The organism is Corynebacterium sp. KPL4015 (genome assembly GCF_040225725.1).
In the GTDB taxonomy this organism is placed as follows: domain Bacteria; phylum Actinomycetota; class Actinomycetes; order Mycobacteriales; family Mycobacteriaceae; genus Corynebacterium; species Corynebacterium rhinophilum.
The window spans coordinates 16,555-30,069 of the sequence record NZ_JBEHGF010000012.1 but is presented as its reverse complement, the minus strand read 5'-3'; the positions used below and the strand labels follow the sequence as shown (position 1 = coordinate 30,069).

The following is a 13,515-nucleotide window of genomic DNA, read 5'->3' as shown; positions in this document are numbered from 1 at the left end:
AGGTAAATGACATGTCTGTCAAAAATGCCTCCTCGCGCGGATCGCGCCGCAACCAGACGCGAGCATCGAAAAGCGCGCCTGGCCGGAAAGTCAACCGGTCGCGCCCGTCTGGCCGCAGTCAGTCCAGCGCCGGTATGCCAGAGACCCTGGAGATGACCTCGTCTGGGCGCGCGGCAGGAACGACGCAGGAGCGTACGGGGAGCGCATTTCGGGCCGTCGGCAAGGGGCTTGGCTCTGCATTTGGTGCCACCGCGCGCGGAATGGGCAATGTCGCCCGCGGCCTAGGAAATGGCCTCGCGGGCTTAAAGCCGAGCCAGGATGCACCCGCAGACGGCACGGAGGATTTCGAGAGAACAAGGGAGCCACAGGAAATTTCTGACAGCGCCGGGAAAAAGAAGAAAAGCAAGGTAACTCGCGCGCGCGATATCGCGGCCGAGGAGGAAGCACAGGCTGCCGAGGAGGCCGCGCCATCTTCCCGGGGTGGGTTCCGCGTCAATAATCCGGATGCGGTTGCCTTAGTGCTCATTGGCGTATCCATCGTCCTCGCCGCCACCGTGTGGTTTGGCGTCGCCGGCCAGGTGGGTGCCTGGGTGGGTAACCTGGTGCGCTACGTTATCGGCGCCGGCGCGTGGGTACTTCCCATTGCGCTCGTCGCGCTGGCCATCTCGCTCATGATGGAAATGGACGGTCCATCCGGTCGCATCAATCCGCGTATTGCCGGTGGCACGTCGATCATCGTGCTGGCGATGCTGAGCCTCATCCACATCTTTGCCGGCAATCCGCCGCTCGGTTTTACTACCGATACCGCGGGCGGGGCCGGAGGTGTTGTTGGCTTTGCCATCGGCGGGATCCTCGATGCCGCGTTTACCTCGTATGTTGCGGTGCCGCTGCTCTTCCTTGTCATCATTTACGGTGCGCTGCTGGTTACCGGTATTACCATCCGCGAGGCCTACGAGCTCGTTGCGGATTCGCTGCGCTCGGCCTTTTCCCGCTTTGGCGGCAGCGAGGCGGACTACGACGATGCCGATGAAGACGATCTTTACGGCCACGTATCTGGCGATATCGACGATATTGCGCATGGCCGCGAGCGTTCCGAGCGCTCCGCCCCGAAGCGCCGCAGCACGTCCACTCCGCGCAAGACTGGCAGCTCCTATCCGGTGCAGTCGCTTGCCGAAGTCCCCGAGGACGACCACACCGTCGCCTTCAACACCCCAGTCCGCGCGGGCTATGAGCCGGTGGACCGCAGCGACGAAGAGCTGGGCTACGGCGCGGACTCCCAGGTTGGGGATACCGATGCCTTCCCAGCAGTAGACGACGCTGACTACACTGACGACGCGGAATCCACCCAACCGGCGTTGCCAGAAAGCGAGCCCACCCGCGTTTTGGGTGCTGCCACTGGCGGGTCATCCGCCGGCCGCAAGAAGGGCGATGCAGCTTCGCGCGCTGGTCGAGCCGCGGGTGCCGCTGGTGCTGCTGCTTCTGGGGTGGCTGGTGTTGCTGGTGCCGCTGGCAAAGCCAAAGGTGTTGCTGGAGCCGCCGCGGGCGCGGCTGCCGCAGGTGCTGCCAAGGCCGGATCTGATGCCGTGTCTTCGGCGCACGAGGAGGCTCGGCGCCTGTTCCGTGAGCGCTCTGGTCGCGATGCCGCCACCGGCGCACAGGTAGAATCCGCTGCGGCGGAGCAGCCTGCCGCGCAACCCCAAGCGCCCGCCCCAGCGCAGTTTGGCAACGACAACTATGCGGTGCCCTCTACAGATCTCCTTACCCCTGGTACGCCTGCGAAGGAACGCACCGAGATCAATGACCGCATCATTGAGGCCATTACTGATGTCTTCGAAGAGTTCAACGTCAATGCTCAGGTCACGGGTTTTAGCCGTGGCCCCACGGTGACCCGCTATGAGATTGAACTTGGACCAGGCGTGAAGGTCTCAAAGATTACGAACCTGCAGTCCAACCTGGCCTATGCCGTAGCGACCGATAACCTGCGTTTGCTTACGCCGATTCCAGGCAAGTCCGCGGTGGGCATTGAGGTGCCTAACCCGGACCGCGAAATGGTCCACCTGCGCGAGGTCTTGGATGCGCCAAATATGACGTCTTCCCCAGATCCAATGTTGATTGGTTTGGGCAAGGACATCGAGGGTGAATACACGTCCTTTTCCGTGCAGAAGATGCCGCACCTGCTGGTTGCCGGTGCCACCGGTTCCGGTAAGTCTGCATTCGTGAACTCCATGCTGGTTTCGCTGCTGACCCGCGCCACCCCGGAGCAGGTGCGCCTGATCCTCGTCGATCCAAAGATGGTCGAGCTCACGCCGTATGAAGGCATCCCGCACCTGATTACGCCCATCATCACCCAGCCGAAGAAGGCCGCTGCGGCACTCCAGTGGCTAGTGGAAGAGATGGAGCAGCGCTACATGGATATGAAGGCCGCGCGTGTGCGCAAGATCGAGGACTATAACCGCAAGGTAGTCTCCGGCGAGTACCAGGCACCGGCCGGTTCCGAGCGCGAGGTTCGTCCTTATCCTTATATCGTCTGCGTCGTAGACGAGCTGGCGGATTTGATGATGACCGCCCCGAAGGAAATTGAGGACTCCATCGTTCGCATCACCCAGAAGGCCCGCGCTGCCGGCATCCACTTGGTGCTTGCTACCCAGCGCCCGTCCGTCGATGTGGTCACCGGCCTGATCAAGACCAACGTGCCTTCCCGCTTGGCCTTTGCTACCTCGTCCTTGACCGACTCTCGCGTCATCTTGGACCAAGGCGGTGCGGAAAAGCTCATCGGCATGGGCGATGGCCTATTCATCCCGCAGGGAAAGCGCCCAGTGCGCATGCAGGGCGCATTCGTTTCCGATGACGAGGTCATGGATGTCGTCGAAGCCGCCAAATCCCAGGCTGCCCCGAACTACACCGAGGGCGTGACCGAGGAAAAGCAGTCCGAGGCGAAGAAGGAAATCGACGATGACATCGGCAAGGACATGGATGACCTCCTCGAGGCCGTCGAACTTGTGGTGACCGCCCAGCTGGGTTCCACCTCAATGCTGCAGCGCAAGCTGCGCATCGGCTTTGCCAAGGCGGGCCGCCTGATGGATCTGATGGAATCGCGCGGTGTCGTGGGGCCATCGGAAGGCTCCAAGGCCCGCGAGGTGCTGGTCAAGCCCGAAGAGCTCGACACCATCCTGTGGATGATTAAGGGCGCCGATCCTGCCGATGCCCCCAAGGAAATCCAGGACGAGATGAACCAAGAAGAGGCAGACGATGATGCGGGCGATTCTGCAGAGTCTGCTACTTCCGATGCCCCCGATGCGCCCAATTCCGATACGCGGACGGTGCAAGCAACCTATAACCCATCGCCCGGGGCGTTCTAAGTAGTGTAAGATGGTCACGGTCTTGGAGGGGAGTACCCCACATACGGCATAGATCGTCAACACGGTAGCCTGGCGCTCCCGGTCGTGTCGGCCCAGCAAGGAATAGTCGCTGGGCGGGGGAGACCTCCGGTCACTTTCTTAAAGTAAATTCGACCGGAGGGATCTCGCGATGAATATTCCATTGTGGGTGTGGCTGGTCACCGGTGCGGTGATTCTAGCCTTTTTTATATTCGACTTTTATTCTCACGTGCGCAGCCCACATGAGCCCACCTTGAAAGAGTCGGGTCTGTGGACCCTTTTCTATATTTCCGTCGCCGTAGTTTTTGGCGGCGTCGTCTGGGCCGTTTGGGGCCATGAGCACGGCATCCAGTTCTTTACCGGTTATGTCACCGAGCAAGCGCTCTCTGTGGATAACCTCTTCGTATTTGCGCTTATCATGGGGTCCTTTAAAATCCCGCGCAAATATCAACAAAAGGTGCTGCTCATCGGCATCATCATCGCCCTTTTCTTTCGCTTGGTATTCATCCTGCTGGGCGCGGCGGTTATCGCGGCGTGGTCCGATATCTTCTACCTCTTCGCCATCTTCTTGCTGTATACCGCCATCAAGTTGGTCATCGATGAGATTCGGGACGCGCCGGAGACCAACCCGAACGATATGGCCATCATCAAGCTCGTGCGCAAGGCGGTAGATGTTACCCCGCAGTACCACGGGGACAAGCTCACCCACCGTGCGTACGATGGCTCAAAGAAGGGTAAATTTGCTTTCACGCCGCTGTTTGTGGCGCTGGTGTCCATTGGGCTTATCGATGTCATGTTTGCCTTCGATTCCATTCCGGCAATCTACGGCATCACCTCGGAGGCGTTTTTGGTCTTTACCACCAACGCATTCGCACTGATGGGCTTGCGCCAAATGTACTTTCTTATCGATGGCCTCTTGGACCGCCTCGTCTACCTGCCTTACGGCCTGGGCATCATCCTGGGCTTCATCGGCGTCAAGCTGCTTTTCCACGCTTTGCACGAGAATAACCTGCCGTTTATCAATGGCGGCGACAATATCGAATCCGTGCCGGAAATTTCCACCATCGGCTCGCTAGTGGTCATCGTTGGAGTTCTGGTCATCACCGTTCTTGCATCGGTTATTAAGAACATGCGCGATAAGACCCAAGGCGTAGTGGCTGTCTCCCACAACCGCTACGACTGGGATGAGGAAGGAAATAAGATCGTGCGCAATACCCGCGGGGATTACTTGGGCAAGACCGAGGAGCTGCCCAAAGAAGATCTACCCAACTAGGGGCCTAAAAGCGGGCTTTGACCGGGTTCCACTCGCGGAAGCTTCGGCCCTGGAGGCATCCTTCTTGATAGAAGGGGTCACCGTTCATCAGCTGGATGACATCGGCAACCTGGGTGTCATCATCGTCAAAGCACACAATGATGAGTGCGCCTCCCTGGGAATCCGTGAACGGTCCCGAGGCCACGATGGTGCCCTCATCAAATAACTTCCCAGTGAACTCGCGGTGGGCAGGGCGCACCTTCGCTATCTCTGGATTGGCTGGGTTGTATTCATAATTGACTGCAAAATATTTCATACCTCCCAGTATAAATTCTCGGGGGAGTGTGCCGCGAGACCAGAACCCAAGCGGGTAGTATGTATAGGGTGAATCAACCCGGAGCACAGTCAGCGCAGTCCTCGGATGTGAATCCGCAGGTCTCTAATTGGAATCTGCCAAATGTCCTTACCTGCCTGCGTATCGTTTTCATTCCGGTCTTTGCATGGCTGGTCATCGGCGGCCACCAGTGGTGGTCTTTCGGCGTCTTCGCCGCATTAATGCTCACGGATAAGCTCGATGGCGATATTGCCCGCGCCCGCGGGTTGATTACTGATTTTGGCAAGATTGCCGATCCCATTGCTGATAAAGCGCTCATGACCACAGCGCTTGTCTGCCTTAATATCGTCGATCAGCTTTCGGTCTGGATCACCGTCATTATCTTGATCCGAGAATTCGGCATCACCATCTGGCGCATGGCCCTGCTGCGCCGCGGAAAGGTCGTCCCGGCCTCTAAAGGTGGCAAGTTGAAGACCGTCCTGCAGTCCTTCGCCGTGGGTCTATACTTGTGGCCGCTTCCCTCGTGGATGGATATTCCTACCTCTTTCATCATGTGGATGGCCGTCGTGATTACGGTCGTTACCGGCGTGCAGTATCTCATCGATGGACAAAAGCAAAATAGCTAAACGCAATGACCTTCACAGAATCTGACCTCGTTGCCCTATTGACAGGGCGCCACGAGACTGTGGCCTTGTGCGAATCGCTGACTGCCGGCTTAGCCAGCGCTACCATCGCTTCGGTGCCTGGGGCGTCTGCCGTCTTGCGTGGCGGCCTTATCACCTATGCCACCGAGGTAAAATCTCACTTCTTGCATAAACCAGTCTCAGAGATCGAACGCGTAGGCGTCGTCTCTGGTGAAACCGCAGTCGATATGGCCCGCGCCGCCACCGCGGAAACTGGGGCCGATTGGGGGATAGGGCTTACCGGTGTTGCTGGGCCGGACAAACAAGAAGGAAAAGATCCCGGCACGGTATTTTTAGGAATCTATTCTGCCGACCGCATAGCGCAGTCTTATTGCCTGCGCGACTTGGGTACTGCACGCAACGAAATTAGAAACGCCACGGTAGGAGCAGCGATCGCCCAACTTGGTGCGGTCATCAAAAATTTTCCTACCAGTGGGGAACAAATTTCATCGAAGGAGCGTTAAAACTTACGATGAACATTTCTACAGCAGTCCTCGACCACTCGGCGCAGACTGCCGCGGAACCTGCGGCAGCGGCACCATCGGCGCCACAACCTGCCCGCGCACCCGAGCCACTATTGCGTGAAGCATTGGGCTTGACCCTGCGTGCATTCCGCGCGGATAAGTCAGTTACTCTACGCGAATTGGCTAGCGTTGCCCGCGTGTCACCGGGCTACTTGTCGGAGCTCGAGCGAGGCCGCAAGGAAGTTTCTTCTGAGCTATTGGCCTCCGTGTGCCATGCGCTCGACGCGTCTGTATCGGATGTCCTGATCGAGGCTGCTGGTTATATGGCGCTGCCCTCGATGGATGAAGAGCTCGCGCATACTGCGCCGGCTGCTTCTGAGCTTTAACGCGTGCGCGACTCTAAAGAGAGTAGCCGCGGTGGATACCTGCGATTAGTGGCGGCAGAGCCCTAGGCGTTGGGTTACTATAAACACGACAACGCGACGCATTCCCACATTCCTTAGAAAGGTCTAGAGCATAATGGCGAATCCATTTGTTAAGGGTTGGAAGTACCTCATGGCACTGTTCGATAATAAAATCGAGGAGAATGCCGATCCGAAAATTCAGATTGAGCAGGCCATCGAAGATGCCCAACGTCAGCATCAAGAGCTATCGCAGCAAGCCGCGGCAGTCATTGGCAATCAACGCCAGCTGGAGATGCAACTTAACCGACGCCTCGCCGAGGTTGAAAAGCTGCAGGGCAATACCCGCCAGGCGCTCGAACTTGCCGATAAGGCACGCGCTAATGGCGATGAGAGCAAGGCCGTGGAGTACGAGAACGCCGCTGAGGCCTTTGCCGCTCAGCTGGTTACCGCAGAGGAGTCTGTCGAGGACACGAAGAAGCTCCATGACCAGGCATTGCAACAAGCTGAGCAGGCAAAGCGCGCTGTAGAACGCAATAATGCCGCACTGCGTCAGAAGGTTGATGAGCGTTCGAAGCTGCTATCGCAGCTGGAACAGGCAAAGATGCAGGAAAAGGTTTCTGAGTCTTTGAACTCCATGAACGAGCTCTCGGCCGGCGGCAACACGCCTTCGCTCGATGCCGTGCGCGATAAGATTGAGCGCCGTTACTCCAAGGCTCTGGGGCAGGCGGAATTGGCGGAATATTCTGTAGAAAACCGTATGGCGGAGGTTCAGCAAGCAGGCATCCAGATGGCCGGCCACTCCCGCTTGGAGCAGATCCGTAGCGAGATGAACTCCACGAAGTCCGTAGAAGCTAACCACACTCAGGCCATCGAGAGCAATAAGGCCTCTGGTTCCGCTGCGGATCAGGCCGCTCAGCCGACGTCGAATGATGACGCCGTCCAGGCCCGCCTGCGCGAGCTACGCGGAGAGTAACTCCCTCACCCCTCGCTCTTCATTACGCAAACTGCGCAAAAGCCTCCGATCTTTCCTTTCCCGCTCCGAGCGGTGGGGGAAGGCGGAGGCTTTTGGCGCTAGTCGGGCGTGTGCCTTTGTTGCCTTAGTCTCCGACGCCGCGGGCCTGGAGGGCCTCGCCAATGGCCTGAGCGCGCCGAATAGAGCGGATGATGACGGGCGTGACAAACGCCGAGGGGGAAAACCCAGCCCCGCGCGCCTTCCGTGCATCGAGAACCTCATAGACCGTTTCGAACATTAGGGGGATGAGGCGGATTGTCAGGGACATCGCCAAGCTGATGTTCTCTACTGGGACGCCGAATCGTTTAAGCGGCTGGAGGGATTCCTCCAGGGACTCCATGATCGCGTCGACCGTTGAGGTAAGAGTTAATAAGAAGGCCAGAATCATGGCGGCCAAGATGTTGAGGAACATCACGGCGGCGTAGCCAAAATCTTTCGCCCACCACTGGAACCCGGCAAGAGGAATGAGGATTATCAGGGGCGGCCAGAGCTGGCTCCACGCAATTCGTGGGGGAATGCGGGCAACGATATACGTCAACGCTGCGGCAATTACCGCGCCGCCAGCCCACGGCAAAGAGTCGAAAAAGATGCTGGTAACCAGGATAAATACCAGCAGGATGAGTATTTTCCAACTGGGCTTCATCCGGTGGATTACCGTCGTGCCCGGAACATACACGGAAAGCGGAATATTGGTTTTGCGGCGAGTCATTAGTTGGTGACTTTCTAGAGTGGCCGTTGCGCCATGAGGTCTCGGTAAAAATCGATGACCTCTTGGGGAGCTCCATCGGCGGCAACCTTGTGGTCATCGATGCAGATGACGCGGTCAAAATCCGTGAGAAATTCCAGATCGTGAGTAACCACGATGAGTTGCTGGTCGAGCTGTGCGAACTCGCGCTTAATGCGGTCGCGATTGCGAAGGTCGAGCAGCGTCGTTGGCTCATCGGCGATGATGAGCACCGGGTCAATGACCAGTACGGCGGCTAAGGCGAGTAATTGTTTCTGTCCACCAGATAGCGTGTGCGGGGAACGTTCGGCGAAGTCTAGAAGCCCGAACCGCTCTAGGGCGGCATCGACTCGCGCAGTGCGCTCGGCCTTAGATAACTTGAAACGGCGCAGCGAAAAAGCGATGTCATCGCGCACGTTGGACATGACGATCTGATTTTCTGCATCAGAAAAGACGAAACCCACCTTTTCGCGCACCTTTTTGCCCTCCTCGCTGGGACTTATGCCGTCGACGGTGACGGTACCCGCGGAGGGCTCACCCAGGCCATTGATTAGCCGGGTCAGCGTGGACTTTCCGCCGCCATTTTGACCGATGATGCCGATCCTCTGCTCGCTTAAAGTGAGGTTGATGTCATCGAGGACTACCGTCTCATCAAAGGCTACTGTCACCGAGGAAAAGTCGATGGTGGGCACTAGGAGGCCTTCTTACCCATCAGGTCGGGGAATGCGGAGTGAACACCGACGGCGATGATGATGGCCACGATGAGTTTTGCAGTGTCAACGAGGACGAACGGGCCTTGCGCCGCGATGGCCGGGCCGATGTCCAATCCGGAGCGAAGCATCAAGCCGATCGCGCCACAGGTGTACTGCACCAGGAGGCCTGCGATGGCCGCGATAGCGAGAACAATGGTCATGCCGCCCTTTCCGCGTGGGGCGCGGTAAGCAATGGCGCCTGCGACGATTGGGGAGAGCACGTATCCGACGATGTATCCCACGGTGGGGCCGGCGAGCGCGCGGAGCGTGGTGCCACCACCTGCCAAAACTGGCAATGCCAAACCAAGAAAGAGGAATAGGAGCCCAACGTAGCCGCCGCGTTTGCCGCCTAAGATGAGTCCGGCCAAAATGAGCGCGGCGTTTTGCAAGACGATGGGGACGCCGGCGGTGCCTACGGGGATAGAAACGAAGGCTAAAACGATAACGAGGGCGGTAAATACCGCAACATAGGCAATGGTGGTTGCCACGGAGTTCTTATGCATGGGAAAAGATTAGCATCTTGGGTAAAGGCGCTGTAGACATGCGTATTTGAACGTTGTTCAAGTACAACATTTTTAGGTTCCTGGTAAAGGTTTTGGAAAAATTTCCATGGTGGTGGGTAGGATTGCGCGCATGCGATTGACGGAGTACCACCAATTGGTTGTGGATGAATTTGGCGAATCAAAAGGGGCGTGGATTAGCCATTCGCATGTTTTATCTGCGCTCAATGGAACGCCGGATGAACTTATCGAACGTGGCGTCGATCCCCGCCGTGTATGGATAGGGCTGTGCGATGACTTCGATGTCCCCCAAGAGTGCCGTCTCGGCGTAGATTACCCAACCTTATAGGGCCTGAGAAAAGCCGAAAATGCGTGTCCATTTTCGATATTCGAACAGATGTATGTACTCTAGTTGGGGTGTCGGTGTGGGCGACTACAGTGGGATTGCAATGAGGGCGGAACCATTTAGGGCTCTGCAGCAGTCTAATCAAGTGTTCACGCAGTGTCGTACGAGATAAGGATTTATAACAATGGCAACGAAAAAGAAATCATCTTCAGCCGCAACCAAGGGAGATGACCGCCAGAAGGCGCTAGATGCAGCTATGGCCATGATTGAAAAGGATTATGGCAAAGGCGCCGTTATGCGCTTGGGCGATGATGACCGCCCGCCCATCAAGGCCATTTCTTCCGGCAACACGGCAATCGACGTGGCGCTGGGTATTGGCGGCTTTCCCCGCGGCCGAATTGTGGAAATCTATGGCCCAGAGTCCTCTGGTAAGACGACTGTGGCACTGCACGCAATTGCCTCGGCGCAAAAAGACGGCGGCATTGCAGCGTTTATCGATGCCGAGCACGCCCTCGACCCCCAATATGCACGCCTGCTAGGTGTCGACACCGATAACCTCCTCGTATCCCAGCCTGATACTGGTGAGCAGGCCCTAGAAATCGCAGATATGCTGGTGCGCTCCGGCGCCATCGACATTATCGTTGTGGACTCCGTGGCGGCGTTGACCCCAAAGGCGGAAATTGAAGGCGAGATGGGCGATAGCCACGTGGGCCTGCAAGCTCGCCTTATGTCCCAGGCCTTGCGCAAGATGACCGGTGCGCTATACAACTCCGGTACCACCGCAATCTTCATCAACCAGCTGCGCGAAAAGATCGGTGTGATGTTCGGTTCCCCGGAGACCACCACCGGTGGTAAGGCGCTGAAGTTCTATTCCTCCGTGCGCTGCGATATCCGCCGTATCCAGACCCTGAAGGATGGCCAAGACGCCATTGGCAACCGCACAAAGCTCAAGGTGGTAAAGAATAAGGTCTCCCCACCATTCAAGATCGCCGAGTTCGACATCATGTACGGCGAGGGTATCTCTCGGGAGTCTTCCATCATTGATCTCGGCGTAGAAAACGGCTTCATCCGCAAGTCCGGCTCCTGGTTTACTTACGAAGGCGATCAATTGGGCCAAGGTAAGGAGAAGGCCCGCTCCTTCCTTAAGGACAACCCAGACCTTGCCAATGAGATCGAAAAGAAGATCTTCCAGAAGCTCGGCATTGGGGAAGAGGCGGCAAATGGTGAAGAAGCTACCGCCATGGATGTCCCCGGCTCCGATGACCCATTGACGGATGAATCCGTAGATTTGGTCCCGAACGTCGACTTCGATGACGACTAATCCTGTCCACCTGCAATCCCATCGCTTTTAACCCGCGCTATGAATCAACCCGCCCCTGAAAAGTTAGAGCAACTCCGCCAGGCCCTTGAGGCCTATGAAAAAGGAGAAGCCGGGGGCGGGCTTTTTGATCGGGAGGCCGAAGAGGCAAAATCCAAGGTTCGTTCCCGCGCCTTGGGTTTGCTGGATCAACGTTCGCGATCCCGTCAGGAATTGTATGACCGTCTAGTACAAGCCGAATTCGACCCCGAGGTGGTTGAAGATGTCCTCGATGACTTAGCGCATGCGGGCCTCATTAACGATGCTGCCTTTGCCGCCGAATGGGTGCGGCAGCGGCATAAGCGGAGGGGGAAATCGCGCAGCGTCCTCGACCGCGAGCTCCGGGAAAAAGGCGTAAGCCAAGCGGATAGAGACGAAGCCCTCGAGCAAATTGATGCCGCCGATGAAGAAGCTATGGCCCGAGCCTTGGCGGAAAAGAAGGCGCGCAGCCTGAAATCCGTTCCTGCGGATAGGAAGGAACGGGATAAGGAGCTGCGCAGAATCGTAGGCGTATTGGCGCGCCGTGGGTTCAACGAGGGAATGTCTTTGAACATTGCCATTAGCGCCCTCGAGGAGCGTTGCGAGGAGCTGTCTTCTCCTTAAATCCGTACGCCTAGTGGGACACTAACCTAGGCACTCGCGCGCGCATCCCCACGCACAGCGGGTGCGCACCCTAACGCAGTGCACCACGCCCTGGTCTCATCTTCCAGTCTTCATGGGCGCCTAGCAGCGACGGTTATGAGTTGTTCTGGGTGATGGCTAGACTATGCCGACGTGGAGCAGACAATTCCTGAAACCCGTACCTATGAAGTCCGAACCTTCGGCTGTCAGATGAATGTGCACGATTCTGAGCGCATCTCTGGCCTGCTTGAGGAAGCTGGCTACGCGGCCGCCGACGAGGCCACAGAGCCGGATCTCATCGTCTTTAATACGTGCGCAGTCCGCGAAAACGCCGACAAGCGCCTGTACGGCACGCTGGGCGCATTGAAGAAGACGAAGGAGAACCACCCAGGCATGCAAATTGCCGTGGGCGGTTGCCTTGCGCAAAAGGATAAAGACACTGTCCTTGACAACGCACCGTGGGTGGATGCCGTCTTCGGCACCCACAATATGGCGGCATTGCCAACCCTCCTCGAGCGCGCCCGCCATAACGAGGAAGCCCAGGTAGAAATCGTCGATTCGCTAGAGGCGTTCCCCTCGGTTTTGCCCGCTAAGCGCGAATCCGCCTACGCGGGTTGGGTGTCGGTGTCCGTAGGCTGCAATAACACCTGTACTTTCTGCATCGTTCCCTCCCTGCGCGGTAAGGAAGAGGACCGCCGGCCGGGCGATATCCTGGCCGAGGTACAAGCGCTGGTGGACCAGGGCGTCTCTGAGGTCACCCTGCTGGGCCAAAACGTCAACGCCTATGGCGTGAATTTCGCCGATCCAGAAATGCCGCGCGATCGCTTCGCTTTCTCGAAGCTGCTGCGCGAGGTGGGGAAGATCGATGGCCTCGAGCGTCTGCGGTTTACCTCCCCGCACCCGGCAGAATTTACCTCAGATGTTATCGACGCCATGGCGGAAACCCCGGCGGTGTGCCCGCAGCTGCATATGCCGCTGCAGTCCGGATCGGATAAGGTCTTGAAGGACATGCGCCGTTCCTACCGCACGAAGAAGTTCTTGCGCATTCTCGATGAGGTTCGCGAGAAGATTCCAAACGCGGCGATTACTACCGATATCATCGTCGGCTTCCCGGGCGAGACCGAAGAGGATTTCCAGGACACCATGGAGTTGGTTCGCCGCGCTCGCTTCGCCTCGGCGTTTACCTTCCAGTATTCCCCGCGCCCTGGCACCCCCGCGGCAGAGATGGAAAACCAAGTGCCCAAGGAAGTCGTCCAGGATCGCTTCGAGCGGCTCGTTGCGCTGCAGGATAGCATCCAGGCAGAAGAGAATCAGAAGCTCGTGGGCACTGAGGTGGAGCTCTTGGTCCAGGCTGAAGGCGGGCGCAAGAACGATGAGACCCACCGCATGTCGGGTCGCGCTCGCGATGGGCGCCTCGTGCACTTTAGCCCTATCGACGACAACGGCGCGGATATCTCCGCTGAGATTCGCCCAGGCGACGTCGTGCGCACCAAGGTCACCGGTGCAGGCTCGTTCTTCTTGCTTGCCGATGCCGCAGTAAACACCCACACCCGCACCAAGGCCGGCGACATGTCGGCGGCGGGTCAAACCCCCACTACCGCTCCCATTGGGGTGGGCCTGGGATTGCCGGGCATCGGCAAGCCTGCCAGCGCTGCCGCAGCGGATTCCTGCGGCTGCTAACCGGGGGAG

The 13,515-nt window shown here is 58.0% G+C and carries 14 protein-coding genes; 10 read left to right on the top strand and 4 right to left on the bottom strand.

Features of this window, described 5'->3' with window-relative positions; all coding sequences use genetic code 11:
• Positions 1 to 134 precede the first annotated feature (134 nt).
• Positions 135 to 3,359, top strand: coding sequence for an FtsK/SpoIIIE family DNA translocase (locus tag ABRP64_RS06130; RefSeq protein WP_502879904.1), 3,225 nt, complete (start codon positions 135 to 137; stop codon positions 3,357 to 3,359).
• Positions 3,360 to 3,528: 169 nt separating this feature from the next.
• On the top strand, positions 3,529 to 4,650 hold the full coding sequence (locus ABRP64_RS06125) for a TerC family protein (protein WP_349865834.1): 1,122 nt from the start codon (positions 3,529 to 3,531) through the stop codon (positions 4,648 to 4,650).
• Positions 4,651 to 4,654: 4 nt separating this feature from the next.
• On the opposite strand, the gene ABRP64_RS06120 is transcribed toward ABRP64_RS06125, so the two are convergent.
• Complete coding sequence (locus ABRP64_RS06120) at positions 4,655 to 4,945, bottom strand: YciI family protein (protein WP_284864379.1); 291 nt, start codon at positions 4,943 to 4,945, stop codon at positions 4,655 to 4,657.
• Between the two features lie 59 nt (positions 4,946 to 5,004).
• Between ABRP64_RS06120 and pgsA the strand changes: the two genes are divergently transcribed.
• From pgsA to ABRP64_RS06100, 4 genes are all read left to right on the top strand, one after another.
• Positions 5,005 to 5,589 (top strand): CDP-diacylglycerol--glycerol-3-phosphate 3-phosphatidyltransferase, encoded by a 585-nt coding sequence (pgsA, locus tag ABRP64_RS06115; protein WP_349838365.1) that lies wholly within the window; start codon positions 5,005 to 5,007, stop codon positions 5,587 to 5,589.
• Between the two features lie 5 nt (positions 5,590 to 5,594).
• Positions 5,595 to 6,110 (top strand): CinA family protein, encoded by a 516-nt coding sequence (locus ABRP64_RS06110; protein ID WP_284782133.1) that lies wholly within the window; start codon positions 5,595 to 5,597, stop codon positions 6,108 to 6,110.
• Between the two features lie 8 nt (positions 6,111 to 6,118).
• Positions 6,119 to 6,496, top strand: a complete 378-nt coding sequence (locus ABRP64_RS06105) for a helix-turn-helix domain-containing protein (protein WP_005278839.1) — start codon at positions 6,119 to 6,121, stop codon at positions 6,494 to 6,496.
• Positions 6,497 to 6,629: 133 nt separating this feature from the next.
• A complete protein-coding gene (locus ABRP64_RS06100; protein WP_349865832.1) occupies positions 6,630 to 7,487 on the top strand; it encodes a PspA/IM30 family protein in 858 nt (285 codons plus the stop codon).
• Between the two features lie 124 nt (positions 7,488 to 7,611).
• On the opposite strand, the gene ABRP64_RS06095 is transcribed toward ABRP64_RS06100, so the two are convergent.
• Genes ABRP64_RS06095 through ABRP64_RS06085 form a run of 3 tightly spaced genes read right to left on the bottom strand, consistent with a single transcriptional unit; the run spans position 7,612 to position 9,505 of the window.
• Positions 7,612 to 8,235, bottom strand: coding sequence for an energy-coupling factor transporter transmembrane component T family protein (locus ABRP64_RS06095; RefSeq protein ID WP_284852006.1), 624 nt, complete (start codon positions 8,233 to 8,235; stop codon positions 7,612 to 7,614).
• 14 nt (positions 8,236 to 8,249) lie between these two features.
• On the bottom strand, positions 8,250 to 8,942 hold the full coding sequence (locus ABRP64_RS06090) for an energy-coupling factor ABC transporter ATP-binding protein (protein ID WP_349865830.1): 693 nt from the start codon (positions 8,940 to 8,942) through the stop codon (positions 8,250 to 8,252).
• Positions 8,942 to 9,505, bottom strand: a complete 564-nt coding sequence (locus tag ABRP64_RS06085) for a biotin transporter BioY (protein ID WP_349865828.1) — start codon at positions 9,503 to 9,505, stop codon at positions 8,942 to 8,944. The genes ABRP64_RS06090 and ABRP64_RS06085 overlap by 1 nt, the downstream gene beginning before the upstream one ends.
• Before the next feature lie 130 nt (positions 9,506 to 9,635).
• Between ABRP64_RS06085 and ABRP64_RS06080 the strand changes: the two genes are divergently transcribed.
• The 4 genes from ABRP64_RS06080 to miaB all read left to right on the top strand — a co-directional run bounded on the left by ABRP64_RS06080 (position 9,636) and on the right by miaB (position 13,506).
• Positions 9,636 to 9,851 (top strand): DUF3046 domain-containing protein, encoded by a 216-nt coding sequence (locus ABRP64_RS06080; protein ID WP_349865826.1) that lies wholly within the window; start codon positions 9,636 to 9,638, stop codon positions 9,849 to 9,851.
• A 181-nt stretch (positions 9,852 to 10,032) separates the two neighbouring features.
• Positions 10,033 to 11,169 carry a recombinase RecA gene (gene recA / locus ABRP64_RS06075; RefSeq protein ID WP_005283473.1) on the top strand — a complete coding sequence of 379 codons (1,137 nt, stop codon included), beginning with the start codon at positions 10,033 to 10,035 and terminating at the stop codon, positions 11,167 to 11,169.
• Between the two features lie 39 nt (positions 11,170 to 11,208).
• Positions 11,209 to 11,808, top strand: a complete 600-nt coding sequence (gene recX / locus ABRP64_RS06070; RefSeq protein WP_284784281.1) for a recombination regulator RecX — start codon at positions 11,209 to 11,211, stop codon at positions 11,806 to 11,808.
• Positions 11,809 to 11,979: 171 nt separating this feature from the next.
• Positions 11,980 to 13,506: a tRNA (N6-isopentenyl adenosine(37)-C2)-methylthiotransferase MiaB gene (miaB, locus tag ABRP64_RS06065; protein ID WP_349865824.1), complete on the top strand. Its 1,527-nt coding sequence runs from the start codon at positions 11,980 to 11,982 to the stop codon at positions 13,504 to 13,506.
• The last annotated feature ends 9 nt before the right edge of the window (positions 13,507 to 13,515 follow it).

Coding starts and splice junctions, on each gene's coding strand:
- ABRP64_RS06125 (WP_349865834.1), top strand. CDS start 3,529: ATGAATATTCCATTGTGGGTGTGGCTGGTCACCGGTGCGGTGATTCTA.
- ABRP64_RS06120 (WP_284864379.1), bottom strand. CDS start 4,945: ATGAAATATTTTGCAGTCAATTATGAATACAACCCAGCCAATCCAGAG.
- ABRP64_RS06105 (WP_005278839.1), top strand. CDS start 6,119: ATGAACATTTCTACAGCAGTCCTCGACCACTCGGCGCAGACTGCCGCG.
- ABRP64_RS06085 (WP_349865828.1), bottom strand. CDS start 9,505: ATGCATAAGAACTCCGTGGCAACCACCATTGCCTATGTTGCGGTATTT.
- pgsA (WP_349838365.1), top strand. CDS start 5,005: ATGTATAGGGTGAATCAACCCGGAGCACAGTCAGCGCAGTCCTCGGAT.
- ABRP64_RS06130 (WP_502879904.1), top strand. CDS start 135: ATGCCAGAGACCCTGGAGATGACCTCGTCTGGGCGCGCGGCAGGAACG.
- ABRP64_RS06080 (WP_349865826.1), top strand. CDS start 9,636: ATGCGATTGACGGAGTACCACCAATTGGTTGTGGATGAATTTGGCGAA.
- ABRP64_RS06095 (WP_284852006.1), bottom strand. CDS start 8,235: ATGACTCGCCGCAAAACCAATATTCCGCTTTCCGTGTATGTTCCGGGC.
- ABRP64_RS06100 (WP_349865832.1), top strand. CDS start 6,630: ATGGCGAATCCATTTGTTAAGGGTTGGAAGTACCTCATGGCACTGTTC.
- recX (WP_284784281.1), top strand. CDS start 11,209: ATGAATCAACCCGCCCCTGAAAAGTTAGAGCAACTCCGCCAGGCCCTT.
- ABRP64_RS06110 (WP_284782133.1), top strand. CDS start 5,595: ATGACCTTCACAGAATCTGACCTCGTTGCCCTATTGACAGGGCGCCAC.
- recA (WP_005283473.1), top strand. CDS start 10,033: ATGGCAACGAAAAAGAAATCATCTTCAGCCGCAACCAAGGGAGATGAC.